The sequence below is a fragment of the Streptomyces sp. AC627_RSS907 genome (genome assembly GCF_019049165.1).
Genome location: NZ_JAGMUE010000034.1, coordinates 1 through 23,829, shown reverse-complemented (window position 1 = coordinate 23,829; position 23,829 = coordinate 1). Strand labels below are relative to the sequence as shown.

At 72.8% G+C, this 23,829-nt stretch carries 21 protein-coding genes; 15 read left to right on the top strand and 6 right to left on the bottom strand.

The window, feature by feature from the left end:
* Window positions 1-285 precede the first annotated feature (285 nt).
* Genes KUM32_RS09745 through KUM32_RS09725 form a run of 5 tightly spaced genes read left to right on the top strand, consistent with a single transcriptional unit; the run spans window position 286 to window position 4,874 of the window.
* Window positions 286-1,905, top strand: a complete 1,620-nt coding sequence (locus KUM32_RS09745) for an ATP-binding protein (RefSeq protein WP_217141426.1) — start codon at window positions 286-288, stop codon at window positions 1,903-1,905.
* Window positions 1,906-1,931: 26 nt separating this feature from the next.
* Window positions 1,932-2,309 (top strand): roadblock/LC7 domain-containing protein, encoded by a 378-nt coding sequence (locus tag KUM32_RS09740; protein ID WP_254405316.1) that lies wholly within the window; start codon window positions 1,932-1,934, stop codon window positions 2,307-2,309.
* Window positions 2,306-2,722 carry a DUF742 domain-containing protein gene (locus tag KUM32_RS09735; protein WP_217141424.1) on the top strand — a complete coding sequence of 139 codons (417 nt, stop codon included), beginning with the start codon at window positions 2,306-2,308 and terminating at the stop codon, window positions 2,720-2,722. The genes KUM32_RS09740 and KUM32_RS09735 overlap by 4 nt, the downstream gene beginning before the upstream one ends.
* Window positions 2,703-3,323 (top strand): ATP/GTP-binding protein, encoded by a 621-nt coding sequence (locus KUM32_RS09730; RefSeq protein WP_217141423.1) that lies wholly within the window; start codon window positions 2,703-2,705, stop codon window positions 3,321-3,323. The genes KUM32_RS09735 and KUM32_RS09730 overlap by 20 nt, the downstream gene beginning before the upstream one ends.
* 57 nt (window positions 3,324-3,380) lie before the next feature.
* Window positions 3,381-4,874 (top strand): cytochrome P450, encoded by a 1,494-nt coding sequence (locus KUM32_RS09725; RefSeq protein WP_217141422.1) that lies wholly within the window; start codon window positions 3,381-3,383, stop codon window positions 4,872-4,874.
* Here the strand turns inward: KUM32_RS09725 and KUM32_RS09720 are convergent.
* On the bottom strand, window positions 4,868-5,836 hold the full coding sequence (locus KUM32_RS09720; RefSeq protein WP_217141421.1) for an RluA family pseudouridine synthase: 969 nt from the start codon (window positions 5,834-5,836) through the stop codon (window positions 4,868-4,870). The two genes, KUM32_RS09725 and KUM32_RS09720, sit on opposite strands and share 7 nt — an antisense overlap.
* A gap of 99 nt (window positions 5,837-5,935) precedes the next feature.
* Here KUM32_RS09720 and KUM32_RS09715 point away from each other — a divergent pair, with 99 nt between their 5' ends.
* Window positions 5,936-6,517 carry a GNAT family N-acetyltransferase gene (locus tag KUM32_RS09715; protein ID WP_217141420.1) on the top strand — a complete coding sequence of 194 codons (582 nt, stop codon included), beginning with the start codon at window positions 5,936-5,938 and terminating at the stop codon, window positions 6,515-6,517.
* Window positions 6,518-6,998: 481 nt separating this feature from the next.
* Here KUM32_RS09715 and KUM32_RS09710 read toward each other — a convergent pair whose 3' ends face one another.
* The gene (locus tag KUM32_RS09710; protein WP_217141419.1) at window positions 6,999-7,841 is read right to left on the bottom strand and encodes a siderophore-interacting protein; all 843 of its coding nucleotides are present in this window, start codon (window positions 7,839-7,841) and stop codon (window positions 6,999-7,001) included.
* A 180-nt stretch (window positions 7,842-8,021) separates the two neighbouring features.
* On the bottom strand, window positions 8,022-8,927 hold the full coding sequence (locus tag KUM32_RS09705) for a 5'-3' exonuclease (protein WP_217141565.1): 906 nt from the start codon (window positions 8,925-8,927) through the stop codon (window positions 8,022-8,024).
* A 266-nt stretch (window positions 8,928-9,193) separates the two neighbouring features.
* On the opposite strand from KUM32_RS09705, the gene KUM32_RS09700 reads away from it, so the two are divergent.
* The 4 genes from KUM32_RS09700 (at window position 9,194) to KUM32_RS09685 (ending at window position 14,627) form a co-directional block, all read left to right on the top strand.
* Window positions 9,194-10,282, top strand: coding sequence for a glycine betaine/L-proline ABC transporter ATP-binding protein (locus tag KUM32_RS09700; protein ID WP_217141418.1), 1,089 nt, complete (start codon window positions 9,194-9,196; stop codon window positions 10,280-10,282).
* The gene (locus KUM32_RS09695) at window positions 10,275-12,893 is read left to right on the top strand and encodes an ABC transporter permease/substrate binding protein (RefSeq protein WP_217141417.1); all 2,619 of its coding nucleotides are present in this window, start codon (window positions 10,275-10,277) and stop codon (window positions 12,891-12,893) included. The genes KUM32_RS09700 and KUM32_RS09695 overlap by 8 nt, the downstream gene beginning before the upstream one ends.
* Before the next feature lie 437 nt (window positions 12,894-13,330).
* Window positions 13,331-13,900, top strand: coding sequence for a helix-turn-helix domain-containing protein (locus tag KUM32_RS09690; RefSeq protein WP_217141416.1), 570 nt, complete (start codon window positions 13,331-13,333; stop codon window positions 13,898-13,900).
* Between the two features lie 7 nt (window positions 13,901-13,907).
* Window positions 13,908-14,627: a helical backbone metal receptor gene (locus KUM32_RS09685; protein WP_217141415.1), complete on the top strand. Its 720-nt coding sequence runs from the start codon at window positions 13,908-13,910 to the stop codon at window positions 14,625-14,627.
* Here KUM32_RS09685 and KUM32_RS09680 read toward each other — a convergent pair.
* Window positions 14,554-15,708 (bottom strand): TDT family transporter, encoded by a 1,155-nt coding sequence (locus KUM32_RS09680; protein ID WP_217141414.1) that lies wholly within the window; start codon window positions 15,706-15,708, stop codon window positions 14,554-14,556. The two genes, KUM32_RS09685 and KUM32_RS09680, sit on opposite strands and share 74 nt — an antisense overlap.
* A 70-nt stretch (window positions 15,709-15,778) precedes the next feature.
* Between KUM32_RS09680 and KUM32_RS09675 the strand changes: the two genes are divergently transcribed.
* The gene (locus tag KUM32_RS09675; RefSeq protein ID WP_374227495.1) at window positions 15,779-16,738 is read left to right on the top strand and encodes a LysR family transcriptional regulator; all 960 of its coding nucleotides are present in this window, start codon (window positions 15,779-15,781) and stop codon (window positions 16,736-16,738) included.
* 92 nt (window positions 16,739-16,830) lie between these two features.
* On the opposite strand, the gene KUM32_RS09670 is transcribed toward KUM32_RS09675, so the two are convergent.
* On the bottom strand, window positions 16,831-17,565 hold the full coding sequence (locus KUM32_RS09670) for a FadR/GntR family transcriptional regulator (protein WP_217141413.1): 735 nt from the start codon (window positions 17,563-17,565) through the stop codon (window positions 16,831-16,833).
* Between the two features lie 73 nt (window positions 17,566-17,638).
* On the opposite strand from KUM32_RS09670, the gene KUM32_RS09665 reads away from it, so the two are divergent.
* The 4 genes from KUM32_RS09665 to KUM32_RS09650 are packed head-to-tail and all read left to right on the top strand — an operon-like array spanning window position 17,639 to window position 22,248.
* Window positions 17,639-19,006, top strand: coding sequence for a glutamine synthetase family protein (locus KUM32_RS09665; RefSeq protein WP_217141412.1), 1,368 nt, complete (start codon window positions 17,639-17,641; stop codon window positions 19,004-19,006).
* An 8-nt stretch (window positions 19,007-19,014) separates the two neighbouring features.
* Window positions 19,015-20,415, top strand: a complete 1,401-nt coding sequence (locus KUM32_RS09660) for an aldehyde dehydrogenase (protein ID WP_217141411.1) — start codon at window positions 19,015-19,017, stop codon at window positions 20,413-20,415.
* Window positions 20,412-21,203: a 3-oxoacyl-ACP reductase gene (locus tag KUM32_RS09655; protein ID WP_217141410.1), complete on the top strand. Its 792-nt coding sequence runs from the start codon at window positions 20,412-20,414 to the stop codon at window positions 21,201-21,203. The genes KUM32_RS09660 and KUM32_RS09655 overlap by 4 nt, the downstream gene beginning before the upstream one ends.
* Window positions 21,204-21,240: 37 nt before the next feature.
* On the top strand, window positions 21,241-22,248 hold the full coding sequence (locus KUM32_RS09650) for a DUF2510 domain-containing protein (protein WP_217141563.1): 1,008 nt from the start codon (window positions 21,241-21,243) through the stop codon (window positions 22,246-22,248).
* A 10-nt stretch (window positions 22,249-22,258) separates the two neighbouring features.
* Here the strand turns inward: KUM32_RS09650 and KUM32_RS09645 are convergent, their stop codons facing one another.
* On the bottom strand, window positions 22,259-23,461 hold the full coding sequence (locus KUM32_RS09645) for an amino acid deaminase/aldolase (RefSeq protein WP_217141409.1): 1,203 nt from the start codon (window positions 23,459-23,461) through the stop codon (window positions 22,259-22,261).
* Between the last annotated feature and the right edge of the window lie 368 nt (window positions 23,462-23,829).

Genomic DNA, 23,829 nt, shown 5'->3' with positions numbered 1-23,829 from the left:
CGATCACGGTGAGTGATGTTCGCGCGCCCGCACGCAATGACACTGTGTGTTCGAATGATTCCGGGGTGTGCAAATAGGTCTGAGACTACTCCAGTCCCCGCGCCGGTCTCAGGTGCTTGCTGAATATGACATGGCGATGATCCGCTCGGACTAAGCTCGCCCGCAGCGCACCGAGTTGAGGTGGAATCGCGCGCTTGTTCCCAATGCGCCGAAGATCCCGACAACTCACTGACATACCCCGTCGCAAGCTCCCCCATCCCAGCCGATTCGTTTCAGAGGGCCTACATGGTGAGTGTTGATTCCCCTCCAGGTCGCCGCGAACTTCCCTACGCGCGCACGCTGTTGCTGCCGGCCATAGTGATGGCCGCGGCCACCGGGGCCGCCGTCGCCCTGGTGACCGAACCGGCCCGGCTCGCCGTCGGCTGGTGCGGAGCCGTCGCCACCCTCCTGGTGATCGCCACGGCGGCCGAAGCGGTACGCCGCGGCCGTACCCTGCGGGCCCTGCGGGCCGAACACGCCCGTCACAGCGCGTATCTGGAACGCCGGCTCGCGGGCCATCACGAGGAGATGGCCCACATCGGCGAAGAGGTCCTGCCCGCCGTGCTGACCTACATGCGCCGGGGGAACACCCCCGCGGAGACGATGCGTCACCTCGGCGACATCGACCCCTCGTACACCGACCTCGGCGAGCCGCAGCGCAGGCTGATCCGGATGGTGTGCGAGATCGTCGACCACGAAGACGCCATGCGCGAGTCGGCCGAGCGGTCCTTCGTCGACATCGCCCGCCGCGTGCAGGCGATCGTCCACCAGCAGAACAAGGAACTCCGCGAGATGGAGGAGGACCACGGCCGCAACCCCGAGGTCTTCGACGACCTCCTGCGCATCGACCACGGCACCGCGCTGATCGGCCGGCTCGCCGACTCCATCTCCGTCATCGGCGGTGGCCGGCCCGGACGCCAGTGGCCGCAACCGGTCGCCCTGTACAGCGTGCTGCGCGGCGCCATGTCCCGGATCCTGGAGTACCGCCGGATCAACCTGGCCTCCATCGCCAAGGTCAACATCAAGGGCACCGCGGTCGAGCCGGTCATCCACGCCGCCGCGGAACTCCTCGACAACGCCACCCGCTACTCGCCGCCGGGGTCCAAGGTCCACGTCACCGCGACCGAGGTGCAGAGCGGCGTGTGCATCGAGATCGAGGACGCCGGCGTCAGCCTCAGCGAGGAGTCCCGCGCCCGCATCGAGGGCCTGCTGGAAGACGCCAAGCGCGGCACGGACGTCCAGGACCTCGCCCAGCACCCGCGCCTCGGCCTGTCCGTCGTCGGCCGGCTGTGCACGCAGTACGGCATGGACGTGTCGCTGCGGGCCTCCGCGTACGGCGGGGTCCGGGCCATCCTCATCGTCCCGAGCAAGATGATGACCACCGAGCCCGGCGTCGGACTCGCCCACGGCATCGGCGCCACCTCGATCCCCACCCCGGGCCCCGACGCCCTCCCCGGCCCCCAGCGCCGGCCCAAGAAGCGCCGTCCCACCAGCCCCCGCATCCCGGCCACGGTCTCCCTGGAGGACGAGGTCCCCGAGGTCACCGAGTGGACGGCGGGCGGCCTCCCGCAGCGCCGCAGCCGGGTCAAGATGCCGCTCAGCCAGCGGCTCGCCGAACAGGCGGCCTGGGAACGCGAGGAGGCCGAGCGCGAGGCCCGCGAGGCGGCCGAGCGCGCCCGCAACGGCCTCCCGGCGGTCACGGAACCGGAGCCCCGGGCGGAGAAGGCAGAGGAGCTCCCGCCGGGGCACTGGATCGGGGCCTTCTGGGAGGGCCTCAAGCAGTACCCGGGCATCACCCAAGCCCACCAGCAGTCCAGCAGTGAGCCGGCCCACGCCCCGGCAGACGACGAGGGGAACCTCAAGTGATCGAGCAGCAAGGCAAGTTCGACTGGATGCTCCGGGACCTCTACGACGGCGTCCCGGGAATCGAGATGATCGTCGTGCTCTCCGCCGACGGCCTGCGCATCGCCCGCTACTCCGGCGACCCCGACGCCGCCGACCGGGTCGCCGCCGCCTGCGCGGGCCTGCAGAGCCTCGCTGGAGCCGTCTCCCAGGAGATCCCGACCAGTGACGGCGACATGAAGATGGTCCTCATCGAGATGAACGGCGGCTACTTCTACCTGATGGCCGCCGGTCCCAACGCCTACCTCGCCGTCCTCGCCGACGTGCGCTGCGAGCCGGGGCGGATGGCGCTCAGCATGGCCGACCTGGTCGCCCGCATCGGTCCCCACCTGACCAGTCCCGCGCGGCGCAACGGGCAGACCGTATGACTCCTCCGCAACGCCAGAGGCGAACTCCCGGGCAGGCGCCCACCGTCGCCTCCGACTCCGCCGATCCCTCGTCGAAGGGCGGCGAGACGCCCAACCCCGAGCGGCTGTTCGTCATCGGCGGGGACGGGGGCGGCGAGCGCGCCGAGCTCGACCTGGTCACGCTGATCGTGGCCCGCGCCGACCCGCCGGTGTCCGCCACACCGGAACAGGCGGCCCTGCTGCGGCTCTGCGCCGCGCCGCTGTCCGTGGCCGAGCTGTCGGCCTATCTGAGCCTGCCGTTCAGTGTGGTGACCGTGCTGCTCACCGACCTCCTGGCGACCGAACTGGTGCAGGCCCGCGCCCCGATCGTCCGGCAGAAGGTCGCCGACCGGACCCTCCTCGAAGCGGTGATGCATGGACTTCAAAAACTCTGACACGATCCCGGGCCCACGGACCGAGGACCGGCTGCCGCACACGGCCGAGGCCGCCGTGAAGATCGTCATCGTGGGCGGCTTCGGGGTCGGCAAGACCACCATGGTCGGCTCGGTCAGCGAGATCAGACCGCTGACCACCGAGGAGACGATGACGCAGGCCGGCATCGGCGTCGACGACAACTACGGCTCCGCATCCAAGACGGCCACCACGGTGGCCATGGACTTCGGCCGCATCAGCATCACCGACCAACTGGTGCTGTACCTCTTCGGCACACCGGGCCAGGAGCGCTTCTGGTTCCTGTGGAACGGCCTGTTCGAGGGAGCGCTCGGCGCGGTCGTACTCGTCGACACCCGCCGTCTGGAGGTCAGCTTCGACGTCATGGGACGACTGGAGGAGCGCGGCGTGCCCTTCGTCGTCGCCGTCAACTCCTTCCCGGACGCCCCGCGTTACCCCCTCGCGGAGCTGCGGACGGCGCTCGACCTGCCCGAGGAGATCCCCATCCTCGACTGCGACGTACGGCGCCGCGCCTCCAGCCGTGACGTCCTGATGACGCTGATGCGCTTCCTGCACTCCCTCGCCATGAAGGGCGCGCTCACCTGACCCCGCGCGGCCGACGACCGACCCCCTTGACCCACACCTCTGTTGCGGAGCGACACTGTGACGCCTGAACGCCACACCCCGACCGGTACGGGAGACTCCCTGCTCGAACCACCGCCCGGCTGTCCCGCGCACGGCCTCGGACCGGGTGGACTGCGCCGGCTGCACGAGGCGGACGACCTGGACGAGCTGTACGAGAAGCTGCGCGAGGAGCACGGGCCGGTGGCGCCGGCGCTGCTCCACGACGACGTGCCGGTGTGGGTGGTCCTCGGGCACGCCGAGAACCTGCACATGGTGAGCACGCCCGCCCAGTTCTGCCGCGACAGCCGTATCTGGACGCCGCTCAACGAGGGCATGGTCAAGCCCGACCACCCGCTCATGCCGCACATCGCCTGGCAGCCCATCTGCTCCCACGCCGAGGGCGACGAGCACAAGCGGCTGCGCGGCGCGGTCACCGCGGCCATGTCCACCATCGACTTCCGGGAGCTGCGCCGGCACATCAAGCGGTACACCCAGCGCCTCGTCAACCGGTTCTGCGAGGAGGGCCGCGCCGACCTCGTCAGCCAGTTCGCCGAGCACCTGCCGATGGGCGTGATGTGCCACCTCCTCGGCATGCCCGACGAGTACAACGACCGGATGGTGGAGGCCGCCCGCGACACGCTCAAGGGCACCGAGACGGCGATCGCCAGCCACGCCTACGTCATGAACGCCCTGGGCCGGCTCACCGCCGCCCGCCGGGCCCGGCCCGAGAACGACATCGCCGGCCACCTCGTCACCCACCCGGCGGGGCTCACCGACGACGAGGTCAGGGAGCACCTCCGAGTGGTCCTCCTGGCCGCCTACGAGGCGACCGTCAACCTCATCGGCAACGTGCTGCGCGTGGTGCTCACCGACCCGGGCTTCCGCGCCCAGCTCAGCGGCGGCCAGATGACGGTGCCCGAGGCGGTCGAGCAGTCCCTGTGGGACGAGCCGCCGTTCAGCACCGTCTTCGCCTACTTCGCCAAGCAGGAGACGGAACTGGGCGGTCAGCGCATCCGCGCCGGCGACGGGCTGCTGCTCGGCATCGCACCGGGCAACGTCGACCCGCGCATCCGTCCCGACCTGGACGCGAGCATGCAGGGCAACCGCTCCCACCTCGCCTTCGGCGGCGGCCCGCACGAGTGCCCGGGCCAGGACATCGGGCGTGCCATCGCGGACGCGGGCATCGACGCGCTGCTGATGCGGCTGCCGGACGTCCGGCTCGACTGCGACGAGGACGACCTGCGGTGGCGGTCGTCGATCGCCTCGCGTCACCTGGTGGAGCTGCCGGTGCGGTTCGAACCCAGGGCACAGCAGGCGGTGACCCAGCAGCCGAGCCACGCCCCGGTCTCCTCGCGACGCGCCGACTGGCACATCGGCATCCCGCAGCCCGAGCCCTCGGCCCCCTCCGCACCGTCGGCCCCGCAGCAGCCCGTGTCGGTGACGGCCGCGCGGCCCCCGCAGGTGGCGGCACCGGAGCGGTCGCGCCCCCGTGGCGTCTGGCAGCGCCTCCTGCTCTGGTGGCGCGGCTACTGAGGGCCGGCCCAGTCCTCGTACGCCGCCCAGGCGTCGAGGGACCGTCCGCTGCGGAACCGGTGCTCGCGCCCCGTCACCGGGTCGGTGAACCCCAGCTCCCGCGCCAGCAGTTGCAGGGGCCGCCGGAAGTCGCCGGCCGGCACGGGGGCGGCCACCTCGGGGTACAGGGGGTCACCGAGGATCGGCGTGCCGAGCGCGTTCATGTGGACGCGCAGCTGGTGGGTCTGGCCGGTGTGCGGCACCAGCCGGTACCGGCCCAGGCCGTGTCCCGCCGCCGGGCCCGGCCGGTGGGCGATCAGCTCGATGCGGCTCACCGCGTTCGGCTCGCCCTCGACCTCCCGGGCGGCCAGTACCCCGCGTTCCTTCAGGATCCGGCTGCTCACGGTGCGGGGCAGGGCGAGCACGGGATCGTACGGGGCGACGGCCTCGTACTCCTTGTGGACCCGCCGGTCGCGGAACAGCGTCTGGTACGCGCCGCGCTCCTCGGGGCGCACCGTGAACAGGACCAGTCCGGCGGTGAGCCGGTCCAGGCGGTGCGCGGCGCCGAGCGTAGGGACGCCCAGTTCCCGGCGGAGCCGGGCGAGCGCGGTCTCGGTGACGTGGCCGCCGCGCGGTGTGGTGGCCAGGAAGTGCGGTTTGTCGGCGACGACGATGTGCTCGTCGCGGTACACGACCTCCAGCAGGAAGGGCACCGGCGTCTCGGCGGGCGGATCTCGGTGGAACCACACGAACATCCCCGGCGTGTAAGGCGCGTTCCCCGGTACGGCCCGCCCGTCCGCCCCGACGACCAGCCCGGCGTCGAACATGCCGTCGACCACGCCGGCCCCCGCGCCGGACAGCCGCTCCACCAGGTGTTCACGCACCGTGGACCACGGTCCGGTCATGGGCAGCCGCACCCGCACCGCGTCGATGCCGTCGCGCTGCGGGAGGGGTGAGGGCGGGGGAGGGGTACGGCGTCTCATCACCCGCCAGCGTAGCCAGCCCGGCCGGCGGACGAGGCGGGCGGAGGACGCGGGAAATCCGGTGGGCCGCCTGCCCCGCTGCTGGCAGGATGAGGGCGCATGCCCTACCTGACGCGCCCCGTACTTCCCGCGGGCACCCTCTCCCGCGCCCCGCAGCCCACGATCCCCACCGGCGACGGGCTGCTCCTGCGCCCCTGGCGGGCCGAGGACGCCCCCGCCGTCCACGCGGCCTTCCAGGACCCGGTGCTGCACCGGTGGCACCTGCGCGCCGCCGACTCCGAGGAGGAGGTACGCGGCTGGATCACCACGTGGCAGCGGGCCTGGGAGCGGGAGCGGAGCGTCGAGTGGGCCGTCGCCGACGAGGCCGACGACCGGCTCCTCGGCCGGGTCGCCCTGCGGGAGATCGTGCTCGGCGACGCGGTGGCCGAGGTCGCGTACTGGACCACGGCTGCGGTGCGCGGCCGGGGCGTCGCCGCCCGCGCCACGACCGCGCTCGCCCGGTGGGCCCTCGACGGGATCGGCTTCCAGCGCCTGGAACTCAGCCACTCCGTCACCAACGAGGCCTCCTGCCGAGTCGCCCGGAAGACGGGCTTCGCCCTGGAGGGCACGAAGCGCAGCGCGCTGCTGCACGCCGACGGCTGGCACGACATGCACCTCCACGCGCGCGTACGCGGCGACTGAGGCGGGGCCCGCCCAGCGCGGTCCGGGCTCTGTCGGCGGGGACGCCGTACGCGTGCGGGCAGCGGGCCTGCGGGGTGCGGTCGGCGCGCGCCGCGCCGGGCGCCCTCGTACGGCCGGTGTGCGCCTCACCCGCGGGCGCCCGCGGACTCGTGCCACGGGCGGGTGCCGCGGCGCACCGTTTCGGGACGGGCTCGTACGGCGCCGGACTCCACGCGCGCGGGGGACGGCGCGTGGTCGCTGCTGATGGCGGCGGGTGACGCGGCGGGCCGCCGCAGGCCCCGGGTGCGCGCGGACGTGGCCGGTGGGCCTGCCCCAGGGGTGAGGGCGGGGCGGGGTGCCGCCGCTGTCGCGGGCGGGGGTGAGCGTGGTGCCGGGGACGGCCGGGCCCGGGGGCTCGGCCGCGTGGCCGGTGGCGTGCGCGGGCCGTCGGGCGGGCGTCCACGTGCCGTCAGGTCCGCCGTCTCCGCGCGGCCGGTGCTCGCTACGCGGCCGGCGTGCCCTCCTGCTCCGCCTCGACGCGGGCGTTCCACTCCCGCTTCGACGCCTGCCAGCCGTCCTCGTTGTGGCCGAGGCGCCAGTAGCCGGAGATGGACAGGTCCTCGCGGGGGATCCCGCGCTCCACCCGCAGGAGCCTGCGGAGTTCCTTCACGCAGCCCGCCTCCCCGTGCACGAACGCGTGCACCCGGCCCTCGGGGAAGTCCAGGGCGCGCACGGCCTCGACCAGGGCCTGGCCGACCGGCCGGCCGCCGCGGTGCAGCCAGACGACCTCCACGTCGGAGTCGATCTTCTGCTCCTCCTGGTCCCCTTCGACCTCGACGAAGGCGAACGCGCGGGCGCCGTCGGGCAGTGCCTCCAGCGCGCGGGCGATCGCGGGCAGCGCGCTCTCGTCGCCGGCGAGCAGGTGCCAATCGGCGGCGGGATCGGGGGCGTAGGCGCCGCCGGGGCCCAGGAAGCGGACGGTCTCGCCCGGCTGGACGCGCTTCGCCCAGGGGCCGGCCAGCCCCTCGTCACCGTGGATCACGAAGTCCATGGTGAGCTCACGGTGCTCGGCGTCCCACTGGCGCACCGTGTAGGTCCGGGTCACCGGCCACTGCTCGCGCGGGAACTCCTCGCGGATCCGTTCCATGTCGAAGGGTTCCGGATAGGTCACGCCCTCGGCGGGGAACAGCAGCTTCACGTAGTGGTCGGTGCAGGTGTCCGCCGAGAACGCGGACAGCTCCTCGCCGCCGAGCACCACGCGCTGCATGTGCGGGGTCAGCCGCTCGGTACGGAGGACCCGCGCGGTGTGCGGCTTGCGCGGCGTGCGCCCCGGACGGTCTGCCATGACGGCCTCCCTGCTCCCTGCGTGAGGGTCCCTGACTTAGGTATACCTAAGCTAACATCCCCGCCCTGCTTGTCACCTCACGGAGGCGGGGACGGCCCGGCCTCGCGCGCGGGGTACGGCTCCCCCTTCCCGGGAATCCCATGCGCCCCGCGCGGGCGTGGCCCGCCCCGACGGCCCGGCTCAGGTGGTGAGGGTGGTCAGCAGCCGCTCCAGTGACCCGCCCAGTCCCCAGCGGGCCGCCAGCCCGTCCAGCGCCGCCGGGTCGCGCGGCGTGCGAGGCAGCGCGGTGTCGACGTCCGGCAGCGGGACGTCGTCGGCGACCCTGACGACCTTCGGGGCGACCGCGAGGTACGGCCGGGCCTCGGTCAGCCGCTTGCGCTGCGAGGGCGTGAGCTTCGCCCCGGGGTCGTCCACGGCGGCCTGGATCCCGGCCAGGTCCCCGAACTCCGCGAGCAGCTTGGCGGCCGTCTTCTCGCCGATGCCCGCCACGCCCGGCAGCCCGTCGCTCGGGTCGCCCCGCAGCAGCGCCAGATCGGCGTACCCGCGGCCGTCCACGCCGTACTTCTCACGCAGTGCGGCCTCGTCGGTGAGGTGGAGCGTGCCGACGCCCTTGACGGGGTAGAGCACGCGCACGCCACGGGCGTCGTCGACGAGCTGGTACAGGTCCCGGTCGCCGGTGACGATGTCGACCGGGCCGGTCGCCCGCGCCGTGTACGTGCCGATGACGTCGTCGGCCTCGTAGCCGGCCACGCCGACGCGGGCGATGCCGAGCGCGTCCAGGACGGCCTCGATGACCGGCACCTGCGGCGAGAGCGTGTCGGGCACCTCCTCGGCGTCGGGGCCCTGCGGGCGCTCCTCGGCGACGCGGTGCGCCTTGTAGGAGGGGATCAGCTCCACCCGCCAGTGCGGGCGCCAGTCGGCGTCCATGCAGGCGACCAGGTGGTCGGGGCGGTGGTCCCGCACCAGGCGGTCGATGAAGTCGAGGAGGCCGCGCACGGCGTTCACCGGCGTGCCGTCGGGCGCCTTCACGGAGTCCGGTACGCCGAAGTAGGCGCGGAAGTAGAGGGAGGCGGTGTCGAGGAGCATCAGTCGTCCGGTCACGCCTCGCATCATGCCGCAGGGCATGGGGGCGGACGACGGAGGGGGTGTGAAGTGGATCACTCATGTGTTTGGGTCGGAGTGATCAGGGCAGGCGCGCAGCCGGGCCGAAGCTGGTTGATGCATTCAACTGTTAGCGAGTCTTCGCATCAACGGGTCGTGTGTCAGCGGGTCGTGTCGACGGGTCGTGTGTCAGCGGGTCGTGTCAACGAGTCTTCACGCCCCTGCCCCTGCCCCCGATCCAAGAGGTAAGCGTGTCAGCCAGGCTAGAGGCCGAGAACCTGTACAAGGTCTTCGGCAGAAAACCGGACCAGGCGGTCGAGCGACTGCGCCAGGGAGCCGACCGGGAGGAACTGCGCGCCGACGGCGCCACGGCCGCCGTCATCGACGCGTCCTTCACCGTGGAGCCCGGTGAGATCTTCGTGGTCATGGGGCTGTCCGGGTCCGGCAAGTCCACGCTGCTGCGCATGCTCAACGGTCTGCTGGAGCCGACCGCCGGGCACGTCCGCTTCGGCGGTCAGGACCTGACGGAACTCGGCGGCCGCGGACTGCGCGAGGTCCGCTCCAGGAAGATCAGCATGGTCTTCCAGCATTTCGCGCTCTTCCCGCACCGCAGCGTCCGCGAGAACGCTGCCTACGGCCTTGAAGTGCAGGGCGTGCCCCGCGCCGAGCGCGAACGCCGCGCCGACGAGGCGCTCGCCCTGTGTGGCCTGGCCGGCTGGGAGAAGTCCTGGCCCGACGAGCTGTCCGGCGGTATGCAGCAGCGCGTCGGCCTGGCGCGCGCCCTCGCCACGGACGCCGACCTGCTGCTCATGGACGAGTCCTTCAGCGCTCTCGACCCGCTGATCCGCCGCGACATGCAGGACCAGCTGCTCGAACTGCAGAAGACCCTGAAGAAGACCATCGTCTTCATCACCCACGACCTCAACGAGGCCATGCGCCTGGGCGACCGCATCGCCGTGATGCGCGACGGCCGGATCGTGCAGATGGGCACCGCCCAGGACATCCTCGTACGCCCCGCCAACGAGTACGTCGCCTCCTTCACCCAGGACGTCGACCGCTCCCGCGTACTGACCGCCGGTGCCGTCATGGACACCGACCTGCGCGGCGACGAGGCCGACTGCGCCTGCGAGACGGCGACGCCCGGAACGCCGTTCACCGAGCTGTGCGCGATCAGCGCCCGCGTGCCGCACGCCGTGGCGGTCGTCGACGGCGACGACGGGCTCGTCGGAGTGGTCCCCACCCGCCGGCTCGTCGGCTTCCTCGGCGACGAGCAGGCCGAGGTCGGCACCTGCGACTCCCCGCGTGACAAGGGCCCCGAGAAGGTGATGGCCCGTGCCTAGGATCCCGCTCGGCGACTGGGTCAACGACGCCGTCGACTGGCTGCTCGAACACGTCGCGTGGCTCTTCGACTTCCTCAAGACCGTCTTCACCGGCACCTACGACGGCATCAACGCCGTCCTCCAGGCGCCCGAACCGCTCCTTCTCGTCGGCATCTTCGCGGTCATCGCCTTCTGGCTGCGCGGCACGGCCGCCGGTGTCCTCACCTTCCTGGGATTCGCGTTCATCGTCTCCCTGGAACTGTGGGAGAACGCGATGATCACCCTGGCGCTGGTGCTCGTGGCGACCATCATCGCGCTGGTCGTCGCGGTACCCGTGGGTATCTGGGCGGCCCGCTCCGACCGGGTCAGCGGCATCGTGCGGCCGGTGCTGGACTTCATGCAGACACTGCCCGCGATGATCTACCTCATCCCGGCGATCCTGTTCTTCGGCACCGGCGCCTCCGCCGGCATCGTCGCCACCCTGATCTTCGCGCTCGCCCCGGGCGTGCGCATGACCGAGCTGGGCATCCGCCAGGTCGACAAGGAGCTGGTCGAGGCCGCCGAGGCCTTCGGCACCACCCCCCGCAACACGCTGCTGCGCGTCCAGCTCCCGCTGGCGCTGCCCACGGTGATGGCGGGTGTCAACCAGGTCATCATGCTCGGCCTGTCCATGGCCGCGATCGCCGGCATGGTCGGCACCGGCGGCCTCGGCGGCGACGTCAACGAGGCCATCGGCCAGCTCAACGTGGGCCTCGGCTCCGAGGCCGGCGTCGCCATCGTGATCCTGGCGATCTACCTGGACCGCATGACCAGCGCCCTGGGCACCCAGGTCTCGCCGCTCGGCCGGCGTGCCGCCGCCCGGGTCCGGGCCGCGAGCGGCCTGAAGATCTGGTCCTACCGTCCCCGCCCGCAGGTCGCCGCGATCGGCGTCGTGATCCTGGCCCTGGTGGCCGGCGGCATGGGCGTGTTCGGCGGCTCGGGTGACTCCGAGAGCGTCGCCGACGGCAAGAACGTCGGCCAGGGCAAGAAGATCACCCTCGGCTACGTCCCGTGGGACGAGGGCGTCGCCTCCACCTTCCTGTGGAAGGAGATGCTCGAACAGCGCGGCTACGAGGTGGAGGCCAAGCAGTTCGACGCCGGGCCGCTCTACACTTCCCTGGCGCAGGGCGACATCGACATCGTCACCAACGCCTGGCTGCCGACCACCCACGAGCAGTACTGGAAGAAGTACGGTGACCGGCTCGACGACCTCGGCTCCTGGTACGACGAGACGTCACTGGAGCTGACCGTCCCCGCGTACATGAAGGACGTCGACTCGCTGGCGGACCTCAAGGGGAAGGCCGCCGAGTTCGGCGGGAAGATCACCGGGATCGAGTCCAGCGCCGGTGAGATGGCCCTGCTCAAGAGCAAGGTCCTCAAGGAGTACGGCCTGGACGAGGAGTACAAGGTCGTCGACAGCTCCACCCCGGCGATGCTGGCCGAGCTGAAGCGGGCCATGAGCAAGCAGGAGCCGATCGTCGTCACGCTCTGGTCCCCGCACTGGGCGTACAACGACTACGACCTGAAGAAGCTGAAGGACCCCAAGGGCGCCTGGGGCGAGGGCGACGGCGTGCACACGCTCTCCCGCAAGGGCTTCGCCGGCGACGACCCCACCGTCGCCCGGTGGCTGAAGGACTTCGAGCTCACCGAGAAGCAGCTCACCAGCCTCGAGGCCGAGATCAACAAGGCCGGCAAGGGCAAGCAGCAGGACGCCGTGCGTACCTGGCTCAAGACCGACCCCGGCCTCGTCGACAGGTTCGCCCCGGTCGAGGGCGGCTCCGGCGGCGACACCCCCGCCGAGGCGAAGCGCCCGCTGGACATCGCCTGGTTCCCCTGGGACGAGGACATCGCCGTCACCTACCTGTGGAAGAACGTCCTGGAGCGGCGCGGCTACAAGCTGAACCTGAAGCAGATGGACGTCGGCCCGGTCTACACCGGCCTGGCCTCCGGCGACCTCGACCTCAACTTCGACGCCTGGCTGCCCCACGCCCAGAAGAACTACTGGGAGAAGAACAAGGACAACCTCACCGACCTGGGCACCTGGTACGAACCGACCTCCCTGGAGATCGCCGTCCCCTCGTACGTGAAGGACGTCAAGTCCCTCGCCGACCTCAAGGGCAAGGCCGACCTCTTCGACGGGAAGATCATCGGCATCGAGCCCGGCACCGGTGAGATGCAGCTGCTCAAGAACGAGGTCATGCCGGGCTACGGCCTGGAGGACGAGTACGAGGTCGTCGACGGCTCCACGCCGGCGATGCTGGCCGAGCTCAAGCGCGCCCTGGCCAAGAAGGAGCCGGTCGCGGTCACGCTCTGGTCGCCGCACTGGGCGTACAGCGAGTACGAGCTGACCAAGCTGAAGGACCCGGAGAAGGCCTTCGGCGAGGGCAACACGATCCGCACCATCTCCAGCAAGAAGTTCCCCGAGCAGTACCCGCAGCTCACCAAGTGGGTCAAGGGCTTCCACATGAGCGAGGGCGAACTCGGCAGCCTGGAGGCCGAGATCAAGAACCGCGGTCAGGGCCACGAGGAGGAAGCCGTGGCGGCCTGGCTGAAGGAGCACCCGGACATGGTGGACCGGATGACCCCGCAGTAGGACGCACAGCGGCACGGGCGGCAGTAGGGCCCGTGCACGGCCACGCGTAGGACGGCCCCCGAGGGGTGGGCCGGCCGCACTCCGACGGTGCGGCCGGCCCACCCCTCGGGTCTTTCCCGCCGGGACACGGTTAGGATCCGGACAACCACGGAGCGCCAAGCCCCCGCCTGAGCTTCTTCTACGGGGCTGGACGGACCGGTGGGAACATGGAGGGGTGTCCGCGCCTTGAACCGGTAGGGCGTCCGGCGCGGCGGGCGGGTCGGCCCTCCGGTGGCGAGAAACGTGAGGTCGCGGCCACCGCACCGTGACATCGATGTGACGGCCGCGTGAAACGGTTTGCCGAACATGCGTAGGGTGCAGAGAACTCAGCAGGAGAGCGGCGCCCCGAGACGGGCACCGCGGCGGAACGGCGACGGGTGAAGGAGGGAGCCGGAGCGATGGGCGACCACAAAGACCAGCACCTTCGGGTGGGCGCGGCCGTACGGCGGCGGCGCCGGGCCCTCGAGCTCACCCTCGCCGTCGTCTCCGAGCGCAGCGGGCTGTCCGTGCCCTTCCTGAGCCAGATCGAGAACGACCGGGCGCGGCCCAGCCAGAGCTCCCTGGAGAAGGTCGCCGACGCCCTGCGCACCACCGCCGTGGAGCTGCTCGCCGCCGCCGACCCCGCGTGCAGCGTGGACGTGGTCCGCGCCGAGGACCCCGACCCGGAGCTGGCCCCCAGGGTGCGCTCCCTGGTGCGCGGACACCATCAGATGCACGCCTCGGAATTCACCGGCGACCACGACGCGGGCCGCGAACTGCAGTACCGCAACGACCAGTTGATGTTCGTGGCCGAGGGAGCCGTGGAGATCGAGGCCGAGGGCCGCGCCTACCGGCTGGGGCGCGGCGACACGCTCTACCTCACCGGCGGGGTGCGGCACCGGTGGCGGGCCACGGTGCCCGACACCCGGCTCGTCGTGGTGGCGGTCGCCGAGCACATCGAGGCGGTACGGGACCGGCCGCGCCGGTGAGCGCGCCGTGAGGGTCGTCTCGCTGGTGCCCTCGCTGACCGAGGCCGTGGCCGGTACGGTCCCCGGCGCCCTGGTCGGCGCCACCGACTGGTGCACGCACCCGGCCGGCCTCGACGTCGTACGCGTCGGCGGCACCAAGAACCCCGCGGTCGAGCGGATCCTCTCCCTCGCGCCCGACCTGGTGGTGGCCAACGAGGAGGAGAACCGCGCCCCCGACCTGGACGCCCTGCGCGCGGCGGGCCTCGAGGTGCTGGTGACCGAGGTGCGCACCGTGCTGCAGGCCTTCGGCGAGCTGGCGCGGCTGCTGACGGCCTGCGGAGCGCCGTCACGGCCCCGGTGGCTGGACGAGGCGGAGGCGGCCTGGTCGACGCTGCCGGTCCCCGCGCGGCGCCGCACGGCCGTCGTACCGGTCTGGCGCAGGCCCTGGATGGTGCTGGGCCGGGACACCTTCGCGGGTGACGTACTGGCCCGCCTCGGCATCGACCACCTGTACGCCGGTGACACCGACCGCTACCCGAAGGTCCCGGTCGAGGAACTGCGGGCGGCCCGCCCGGACATCGTGGTGCTGCCGGACGAGCCGTACCGCTTCACCGCCGACGACGGCCCGGAGGCCTTCCCCGGCCTGCCCTGCGCCCTCGTCGACGGGCGGTACCTCACGTGGTACGGGCCGTCGCTGGGCGGGGCGCCCCGGGTGCTGGGCGCGGCCCTGCGAGCAGCACGCCGCTGACCAGTCCGTGCGCGGTCCGCACGGCGGCTACGGCCCAGGCGGCGACGAGCACCGCGTACAGCAGGACGGTGAGCCCGTCGTAGACGACGAGCCCGGTGTGCCGGGCCAGCGCCTCGGCGCCGGTGACGCAGGTGCCCACCGGGAAGGTGAACGACCACCACGTCATCGAGAAGCCCATGCCCTCCCGCCGGGCCCGCACGACGTGCGCGACGGCGAGGCACAGCCACATCAGCGCGAAGCCCGTCACGGGCACGCCGTACAGCACGGCGAGCACCCGGAAACCCTCGGCGTACAGGTCCGGCACGACCCCCGGGGCCACGTCCGCGAACTTCCCCACGGCGGTCGTCGACTGCCCGAGCGGACCCAGCACCAGGAACAGGGACGGGGTGAGCGCGAGCGGCAGCGGGCCGCCGGTCAGCAGCCGGCCGAAGATCACCGGAAGCGTCACCAGGGTCGCGAGCAGGCTCACCCCGAACATCGCGACACAGGCGAGCAGCAGCGTCTCGCGGGCCTGCCCCGGCGGGAGGTGCGGAACCAGCAGCGGACCGACGGCCGCGGACACCATCGGCGCGACCAACGGCAGCAGCCACACCGGACTGGCCTGTCCCGGCTCGACCCGGTGGCGCACGGCCATCAGATACGGCACGGCGACCGCCGCCACGAGGCCGACGACGGTGCCGGTGGTGAAGAGCACGGTGTCCAGGGCGACCGCGGCCGGGGTGCCGATCCAGTCCCCTCCGACGGTCACCGCGCCCCCGCCCACGGCCAGCAGCGCCATCGACAGACAGCCGTAGAACGGGGCCGCCGCCGGGTCGAGCAGATGGGCGCGGGCCTGGTCGCGGTGGTGCCGCCAGTGCAGGGACCTGGCGGCCAGCAGGACGGCGAGCAGGACGAGGGACAGCGCCCAGACCGAGGCGCAGACGGCCCGCAGCCCCGGCACGTGCCAGGGCAGCCCGGCGCCCGCGGTGCCGACGATGGCGGTTCCCATGACGCAGGCGTACCAGTTGGGCCCGAGGTGACGGACGGCAGGGACGCGCCGGGGTGGGGCGGCGGGGGAGAGAGGCTGGGCTGCGGTGACCATGCGTCCACGGTCTCCGCGACCGGAGGCCCTGACCAGGGACCATGTTCCTATGAGGACATAAACTGAGGTTATGAGCAGCAGTGCGGACAGCGCGGCGGACGGACACGGCGTACCGGGCGCACCGGGGCGGCAAATGGCGGGCCCGTTGGCGCACCGGGTACCGGATCTCGGAGCCCTGGAGCTGCTGCTGGCGGTGGCGCGCCTGGGCAGCCTCGGCGGGGCGGCGCGCGAGCTCGGCATCACACAGCCGGCCGCCAGCAGCCGCATCCGCTCGATGGAACGCCAGCTGGGGGTCGCCCTGGTGGACCGCTCGCCGCGGGGGTCCCGGCTCACCGACGCCGGCGCGCTGGTCACGGACTGGGCCCGCCGGATCGTGGAGGCGGCCGAGGCGTTCGACGCGGGCGCGCAGGCGCTGCGGGACCGGCGGGACTCGCGGCTGAGGGTGGCGGCGAGCATGACGATCGCCGAGTACCTGCTGCCGGGCTGGCTGGTCGCGCTGCGCGGGCAGCTGCCCGACACCGCGGTGTCGCTGCTCGCCGGGAACTCCGCGGCGGTGGCGGAGCGCCTGCTGTCGGGCGAGGCCGACCTGGGGTTCGTGGAGGGGGTGAGCGTCCCGTCGGGCCTCGACTCGGTCGTCATCGCCCATGACCGGCTGATCGTCGTGGCCGCCCCCGGCCACCCGTGGGCCCGGCGCCGGCGCCCGGTCGAGGCGGCCGAACTGGCGGCCACCCCGCTGATCCTGCGCGAGAAGGGCTCCGGCACCCGGCAGGTCCTCGACGCGGCGCTGGGCGGTCTGGCCCGCCCCCTGATCGAACTGTCGTCGACCACGGCGGTGAAGGCGGCGGCGGTGAGCGGCGCGGGTCCTTCCGTGCTCAGCGAACTCGCCGTCGGTGAGGAGCTGGCGACCCGGCGCCTGGTGAGCGTGCCGGTGTCCGACGTCGCCCTCGCCCGCGACCTGCGGGCGGTCTGGCCCACGGGCCACCGCCCGACCGGCCCCGCCCGACGACTGCTCTCGCTGACCCGGGCCTGACCCCGGACCGCCGGGGCCTTCGCGGGGGCTTTGACGGCGGGTAATGGATCTTCTCCGTACCTTTGCCACGCCACGCCGTGGTGGCAACACGCTCAGGCCAGGAACCCGCGCAGCAGCGCCGCCGTCCCCGCGCAGTGCTCCCGCATGATCTCCCGCGCCCCGTCCGCGTCCCCGTCGAGCACGGCCTCCACCAGCGCGGTGTGCTGCCGCTGGGAGTGCTCCAGGTTGCGCACCAGCAGCGGAATGCAGTCCAGCAGGCCGTTCACGGTCGCCCGTACGCCCGCGTACCGCGCGGCCAGCGTCGGTGAGCCGCACAGCTCGGCGAGCGCGAGGTGCAGCATCGTGTCCAGCCGCCGGTACTCCGCCGGCGGCGCGTCGTGCGTGGCCTCCAGCGCCCCGCGCAGCCGCGCCGCCTGCCCGTCCCCCAGCCCGTGCGCCGCGCACAGCCCGGCCGCGCCCACCTCCAGCACCTCCCGGAAACGCAGCACGTCCTCCAGGTCGACCCCGGCGACCCGGCGCCGCAGCTCGTCCTCGCCGGCCGCGTCCGGGCCAGGGAGCACGAACGTGCCGCCGTACCGGCCGCGCCGGGCCTCCACCAGCCCCTGGTCCTGGAGCACCCGCAGCACCTCGCGCAGCGTCACCCGGCTGATCCGCAGCCGCTGCGCCAGCTCCCGCTCCGCGGGCAGCCGCTCACCCGCGGACACCAGGCCCAGCCTGACGACCTGGAGGATCTGCTCCAGCGCCTCCTCGAAGCCGTTGCCGGCCCGTACCGGCCGCAGTACCGGCGTGAGCCGGTCCGGCACGCTCCCCCCGGTTGCCTCCGGCATGCGGCCGCGTCCCCTTCCCAACCAATGGTTCCCAGCAATACCTTATGGTCCCCGGCCAGAAGGAGCCCTCCCCGTGGCAGACCGCACACCTCCGCTCGGTGTCGAGGAACTGCACGCAGCCGTCGCGGGCGGCGAGATCGACACCGTCGTCCTGGCCTTCCCCGACATGCAGGGCCGCCTCCAGGGCAAGCGGTTCGCCGCACGCTTCTTCCTCGACGAGGTCCTGAGGCACGGCACCGAGGGCTGCAACTACCTCCTCGCCGTCGACGCCGACATGAACACCGTCGACGGATACGCGATGTCCTCCTGGGACCGCGGCTACGGCGACTTCGCCCTGCACACCGACCCGGCCACCCTGCGCCGCCTGCCGTGGAACGAGGGCACCGCGATGGTGATGGCCGACCTCGCCTGGGAGGACGGCTCCCCGGTGCTCGCCGCGCCCCGGCAGATCCTGCGCCGCCAGCTCGAACGCCTCGCCGGGCACGGGTACACCGCGCAGGTCGGCACCGAGCTGGAGTTCATCGTCTTCCGGGACACCTACGAACAGGCCTGGGACGCGAACTACCAAGGCCTGACCCCCGTCAACCAGTACAACGTCGACTACTCGGTCCTCGGCACCGGACGCGTCGAGCCCCTGCTGCGCCGCATCCGCAACGAGATGGCCGGCGCCGGCCTCACCGTCGAGTCCGCCAAGGGCGAGTGCAGCCCCGGCCAGCACGAGATCGCCTTCCGCTACGACGAGGCCCTGGTCACCTGCGACCAGCACGCCGTCTACAAGACCGGCGCCAAGGAGATCGCCGCCCAGGAGGGCATGTCGCTCACCTTCATGGCCAAGTACAACGAGCGCGAGGGCAACTCCTGCCACATCCACCTCTCCCTCACCGACGCCGACGGCAACAGCGTCATGCCCGGCGACCGGGAGGGCGGCATGTCCGACGTCATGCGGCACTTCCTCGCCGGACAGCTCGCGGCGCTGCGCGAGTTCGCGCTGCTCTACGCCCCGCACATCAACTCCTACAAGCGCTTCCAGCCCGGCTCCTTCGCCCCCACCGCCGTCGCCTGGGGGCACGACAACCGCACCTGCGCCCTGCGCGTCGTCGGCCACGGACGCTCCCTGCGCTTCGAGAACCGGCTCCCCGGCGGCGACGTCAACCCGTACCTCGCGGTGGCGGGCATGGTGGCGGCCGGCCTGCACGGCGTCGAGCGGCGACTGGAACTGCCCGAGCCCTGCCCCGGCAACGCCTACGACACCGCCGACTTCGCGCACGTCCCCGCCACCCTGCGCGAGGCCGCCGGACTCTGGGAGAACAGCACCCTCGCCAAAGCAGCCTTCGGGGACGAGGTCGTCGCCCACTACCGCAACATGGCGCGCGTCGAACTGGACGCCTTCGACGCCGCGGTCACGGACTGGGAACTGCGCCGCTCCTTCGAACGCATGTGAGGCCCCACATGTCCCATGAACGGCAGGAACTGCGTGTCCTGAACCCCGCCACCGAAGAGGTCCTCGCCACCGTCCCCGCAGCCTCGGCGGCCGACGTCGACGCCGCGGTCGTACGGGCCGCACGGGCGCAGGAGAGCTGGGCCGCGCTCGCCCCCGGCGACCGTGCCCGGCTGCTGCGCCGGTTCGCCGCCGTGGTGGACGGGCACCTGGAGGAGCTGGCCCTGCTGGAGGTCCGGGAGGCCGGGCACACCGTCGGCAACGCCCGCTGGGAGGCAGGGAACGTCCGCGACCTGCTCGACTACGCCGCCGGGGGAGTGGAGCGCCTCACCGGCCGGCAGATCCCGGTCGCCGGCGGCCTCGACGTGACCCTCCTCGAACCCCTCGGCGTCGTCGGCGTCATCGCACCCTGGAACTTCCCGATGCCGATCGCGGCCTGGGGCACGGCACCGGCGCTCGCGGCGGGCAACGCGGTCCTCCTCAAGCCCGCCGAGACCACCCCGCTGACCGCGCTGCGGCTGGCGGAACTCGCCCTGGAGGCGGGGCTGCCCGAGGGCCTGTTCCAGGTGCTGCCCGGACACGGCCCGGTCGCGGGCGACGCGCTCGTCGGGCACCCGGGGGTCGCGAAGATCGTCTTCACCGGGTCGACCACCGTGGGCCGACGGATCGCGGCCAAGAGCGCGGCGCTCCTCAAGCCCGTCACCCTGGAACTCGGCGGCAAGAGCCCCAACATCGTCTTCGCCGACGCCGAACTGGAGGCCGCCGCGGCCGCCACCCCCATGTCCTTCCTCGACAACTCCGGCCAGGACTGCTGTGCGCGCACCCGCATCCTCGTCCAGCGCTCGGTGTACGACCGCTTCCTCGGCCTGCTCGCCCCCGCGATCGAGTCCGTCCGCGTCGGCGACCCGGCCGACGAACGCACCGACATGGGCCCGCTGATCTCCCGCGCCCAGCTGGACCGGGTCCGGTCCTACGTCCCCGACGACGCCGACGGCATCCGCGGCAAGGCACCCGAGGTCGGCCCCGGCTTCTGGTTCCCGCCCACCGTCCTCACCGGCGTCGACCCGCACGCGCGCGTGGCCGTCGAGGAGGTCTTCGGGCCCGTCGCCGTCGTCCTGCCCTTCGACGACGAGGCCGACGCGGTCCGCCTGGCCAACGCCACCGAGTACGGCCTGTCCGGCTCGCTCTGGACCCGGGACGTCGGCCGCGCCCTGCGCGTCTCGCAAGCGGTGCGGGCCGGGAACCTGTCCGTCAACTCCCACGCGAGCGTCCGCTACTGGACGCCGTTCGGCGGGTTCAAGCAGTCCGGCCTCGGCCGCGAACTCGGCCCGGACGCGCTGACCGCCTTCACCGAGACCAAGAACGTCTTCATCAGCAACGTCCCGTCGAGCACGGAGGGTCCCGCACAGTGAGCGAAGCGACCGAGGACATCATCTGCCGCCGCCTGGCCGGCCGGACCGCCGTCGTCACCGGGGCCGGCAGCGGCATCGGCCTCGCCGCCGCCCGCCGGCTCGCCTCCGAGGGGGCGCACGTCGTCTGCGGCGACGTCGACGAGACCCGGGGCAAGGCGGCGGCCGAGGAGACCGGCGGGATCTTCGTCAAGGTCGACGTCACCGACGCCGAGCAGGTGGAGGCGCTGTTCAGGACGGCGTACGACACCTACGGCAGTGTCGACGTCGCGTTCAACAACGCCGGCATCTCGCCGCCCGACGACGACTCCATCCTCGAGACCGGCCTGGAGGCGTGGAAGCGCGTCCAGGAGGTCAACCTGACCTCCGTCTACCTGTGCTGCAAGGCCGCCATCCCGTACATGCGCCGACAGGGCAGGGGCTCGATCATCAACACGGCGTCCTTCGTGGCCAGGATGGGCGCCGCCACCAGCCAGATCTCGTACACCGCCTCCAAGGGCGGCGTCCTCGCCATGTCACGCGAGCTGGGCGTGCAGTTCGCGCGGGAGGGCATCCGCGTCAACGCCCTGTGCCCCGGTCCGGTCAACACCCCGCTCCTCCAGGAACTGTTCGCCAAGGACCCGGAGCGGGCCGCGCGCCGCCTCGTCCACATCCCCGTCGGGCGCTTCGCCGAGGCCACGGAGATCGCCGCCGCCGTCGCGTTCCTGGCCAGCGACGACTCCTCGTTCGTGAACGCCACCGACTTCCTGGTGGACGGCGGGATCTCGGGGGCGTACGTCACACCGCTGTAGATCACCGCGGGCCGCGTCCTACAGTGCCGGGATGAGTATGACGCCTCCGCCCGGCTGGTACCGCGACCCGTCGGGCCCGCACCAGGAACGCTGGTGGGACGGAACGGCCTGGACGGAGCACCGGCGCGCCCCCGAGGCCCCCGGCTACGGAGCGCCCCTGCCCCCGCAGCCGATGCCGCAGGCGGTGCCTCAGGCGGTGCCCGGTCAGCCGTCGACCGTGCCGCTGTTCACGGGCGGAGGCCCCGGGCAGCGGCAGCCGGGTGCCGGGGGCGGGCGCGGGAAGGCCGTCGCCCTCGTCACCGCCGCGGCCGTGCTGGTCGCGGCGGTCGTCACCGGCGTGTTCGTCCTCGGCGAGGACGACGGCGGCGGCCCCGAGGCGCGGACCCCGCCGGCCACGGCGACCACCACCGGCCCGGCGCCGGCGAGTGGGACGCCGACGCCTTCGCCCACTCCCACGGAGTCCGTCGCCGACGACCCGGCCGTGGTCGAGGACCAGCTCAACGGCATCACCTTCCCGCTGCCGGACGGCTGGATCCCGCCGAAGTACGTCGCCGAGGACGACGTCATGATGATCACGGACGGCACCTACGACTGCCCCGCCGACGGCGGTGTGTGCCGGCACGGCCTCGTCATCTCCCGCACCGTCACGGCGAACGCCGAGTCCTCCCCGAAGGCCCTCGCCGAGCAGGACATCGAGGACGCGGCCGACGACGCCTACGAACGCGACCTCGTCGGCAACAAGCCCTTCGGGGGCATCCGGGCCCACGAGGAGGTGGGATCCGGGCCGGTCGCGGTCGCCGGACGCGCCGGGTACTACGTGCGCTGGCGGGTGAGGACGGCAGAGGGCCCCGGCGGCTACGTCCAGTCGATGGTGTTCCCCTCGACCGTCGGCACCGAGTCCCCGATCCTCGTCCGCTACGTCTTCGACGCCGGCGCGGACGGACCACCGCTCGCCGAGATGGACCGCATCACCAAGGGCATCCGGCCCGTCGGCGACGCGGACACGGGCGGCGGCGTGGGCAGCGGCATCGGCCCGACGAGCTGACCCTGCCGCCCTACAGGAAGGCGTGCCCCTCGCCCCGGTACGTCGGCACCGTCGCCGTCACCGCGTCCCCCTCCACCAGGTGCAGCGCGTCGAACCGCTCGCAGAGTTCACCGGCCTTGGCGTGCCGGAACCACACCTTGTCGCCGATGAGGAGGTCGTCGGCGGGCGGGCCGAGCAGCGGCGTCTGCACCTCGCCGGCGCCCTCCTGGGGGTCGTAGCGCAGCCCCTCGGGCAGATACGGCACCGGCAGCCGGTCGGTCCCGGCCGCACCGGAGGCCGGATAGCCGCCGCCGAGCACGGTCACGACGCCGACTCCCGGCCGCCGCACGACGGGCTGCGCGAACAGCGCGGCCGGCCGCCCGCTGAACGACGTGTAGTTGTCGAACAGCCGCGGCAGGTACAGACCGGACCCGGCGGCTATCTCCGTGACCGCGTCCTCCGCCGCGGTGTGCTGCACGCTGCCCGTGCCGCCGCCGTTGACGAACTCCAGGCCGGGCACCACGGCCCGGACCGCCCGCACCACCGCGGCCCGCCGCTCGGCGAGCTCCCGGCGGGCGGCGGCCTGCATCAGCCGCACCGCCCGCGACCGCAGCGGACGGCCGGCCACCGCGTCCCCGACACCGGCGACATGACCCTCGTACGCCATGATGCCGACGACCTCGAACCCCGGCCGGCGGGCCACCGACCGGGCCAGGTCGGCGACCTGGGCGGGGGAGTGCAGCGGGGAACGGCGGGCCCCGACCCGCACCCGACCGCCGAGCAGTCTCAGCGAGGTGTCCAACTCCAGGCAGACCCGCACGACTTCACGGCCGCCGTCGCGCGCCGCGTCGATGAGGCTCAGCTGCACCGGGTCGTCGACCATCACGGTCACGGCGGAGGCGAGCCCCGGGTCGGCGGTCAGCTCCGCGTACCCGGCGCGGTCCGCCGACGGATAGGCGAGGAGCACGTCCTCGAAACCGGAGCGCGCCAGCCACAGCGACTCGGCCAGGGTGAAGGACATGACGCCCGCGAAACCGTCTCTCGCCAGGGCCCGTTCCAGCAGCGCACGGCAGCGTACGGACTTGCTGGCGACCCGGATCGGTTTGCCGCCGGCCCGGCGGACCAGATCGTCCGCGTTGGCGTCGAAGGCGTCCAGGTCCACGATCGCCACGGGGGCGTCCAGATGAGCGGTGGCCCGGTCGTAACGGGCCCGGTCGGCGGCGCGCGCAGTCATGAACGCAGCCTGCCAGACCGGTCTACCGCGGGGTAGGGGGACGTTCCGGGCCAATGCCACCGGCGCGCGGACTGGTTCCCCGCCGGGCGGGAGCACGCCGTAGAGTGACGCGCACGCACGGTGGTACGGCCCCGGTGACAGGGCCCCGAGGTCCGCGCCGGGATGGCGGTCCTCCCGTGCGGGTATGCGTGCCCGGGACGGGTCGTTCCGCGCCGGGCCGGGGCAGGAGACCACATCACCGGCCCGCGCCGGAGGAACGGCCCGGGTCGAGGAACGGGGGGTGCATGAGCACGGAAGCGCGCCGCGCCTCCCTCCCCCCACGCCCGGGCACCCCACCCCGCCCCGCCCCCCTCCCGCCCACCGAAGCC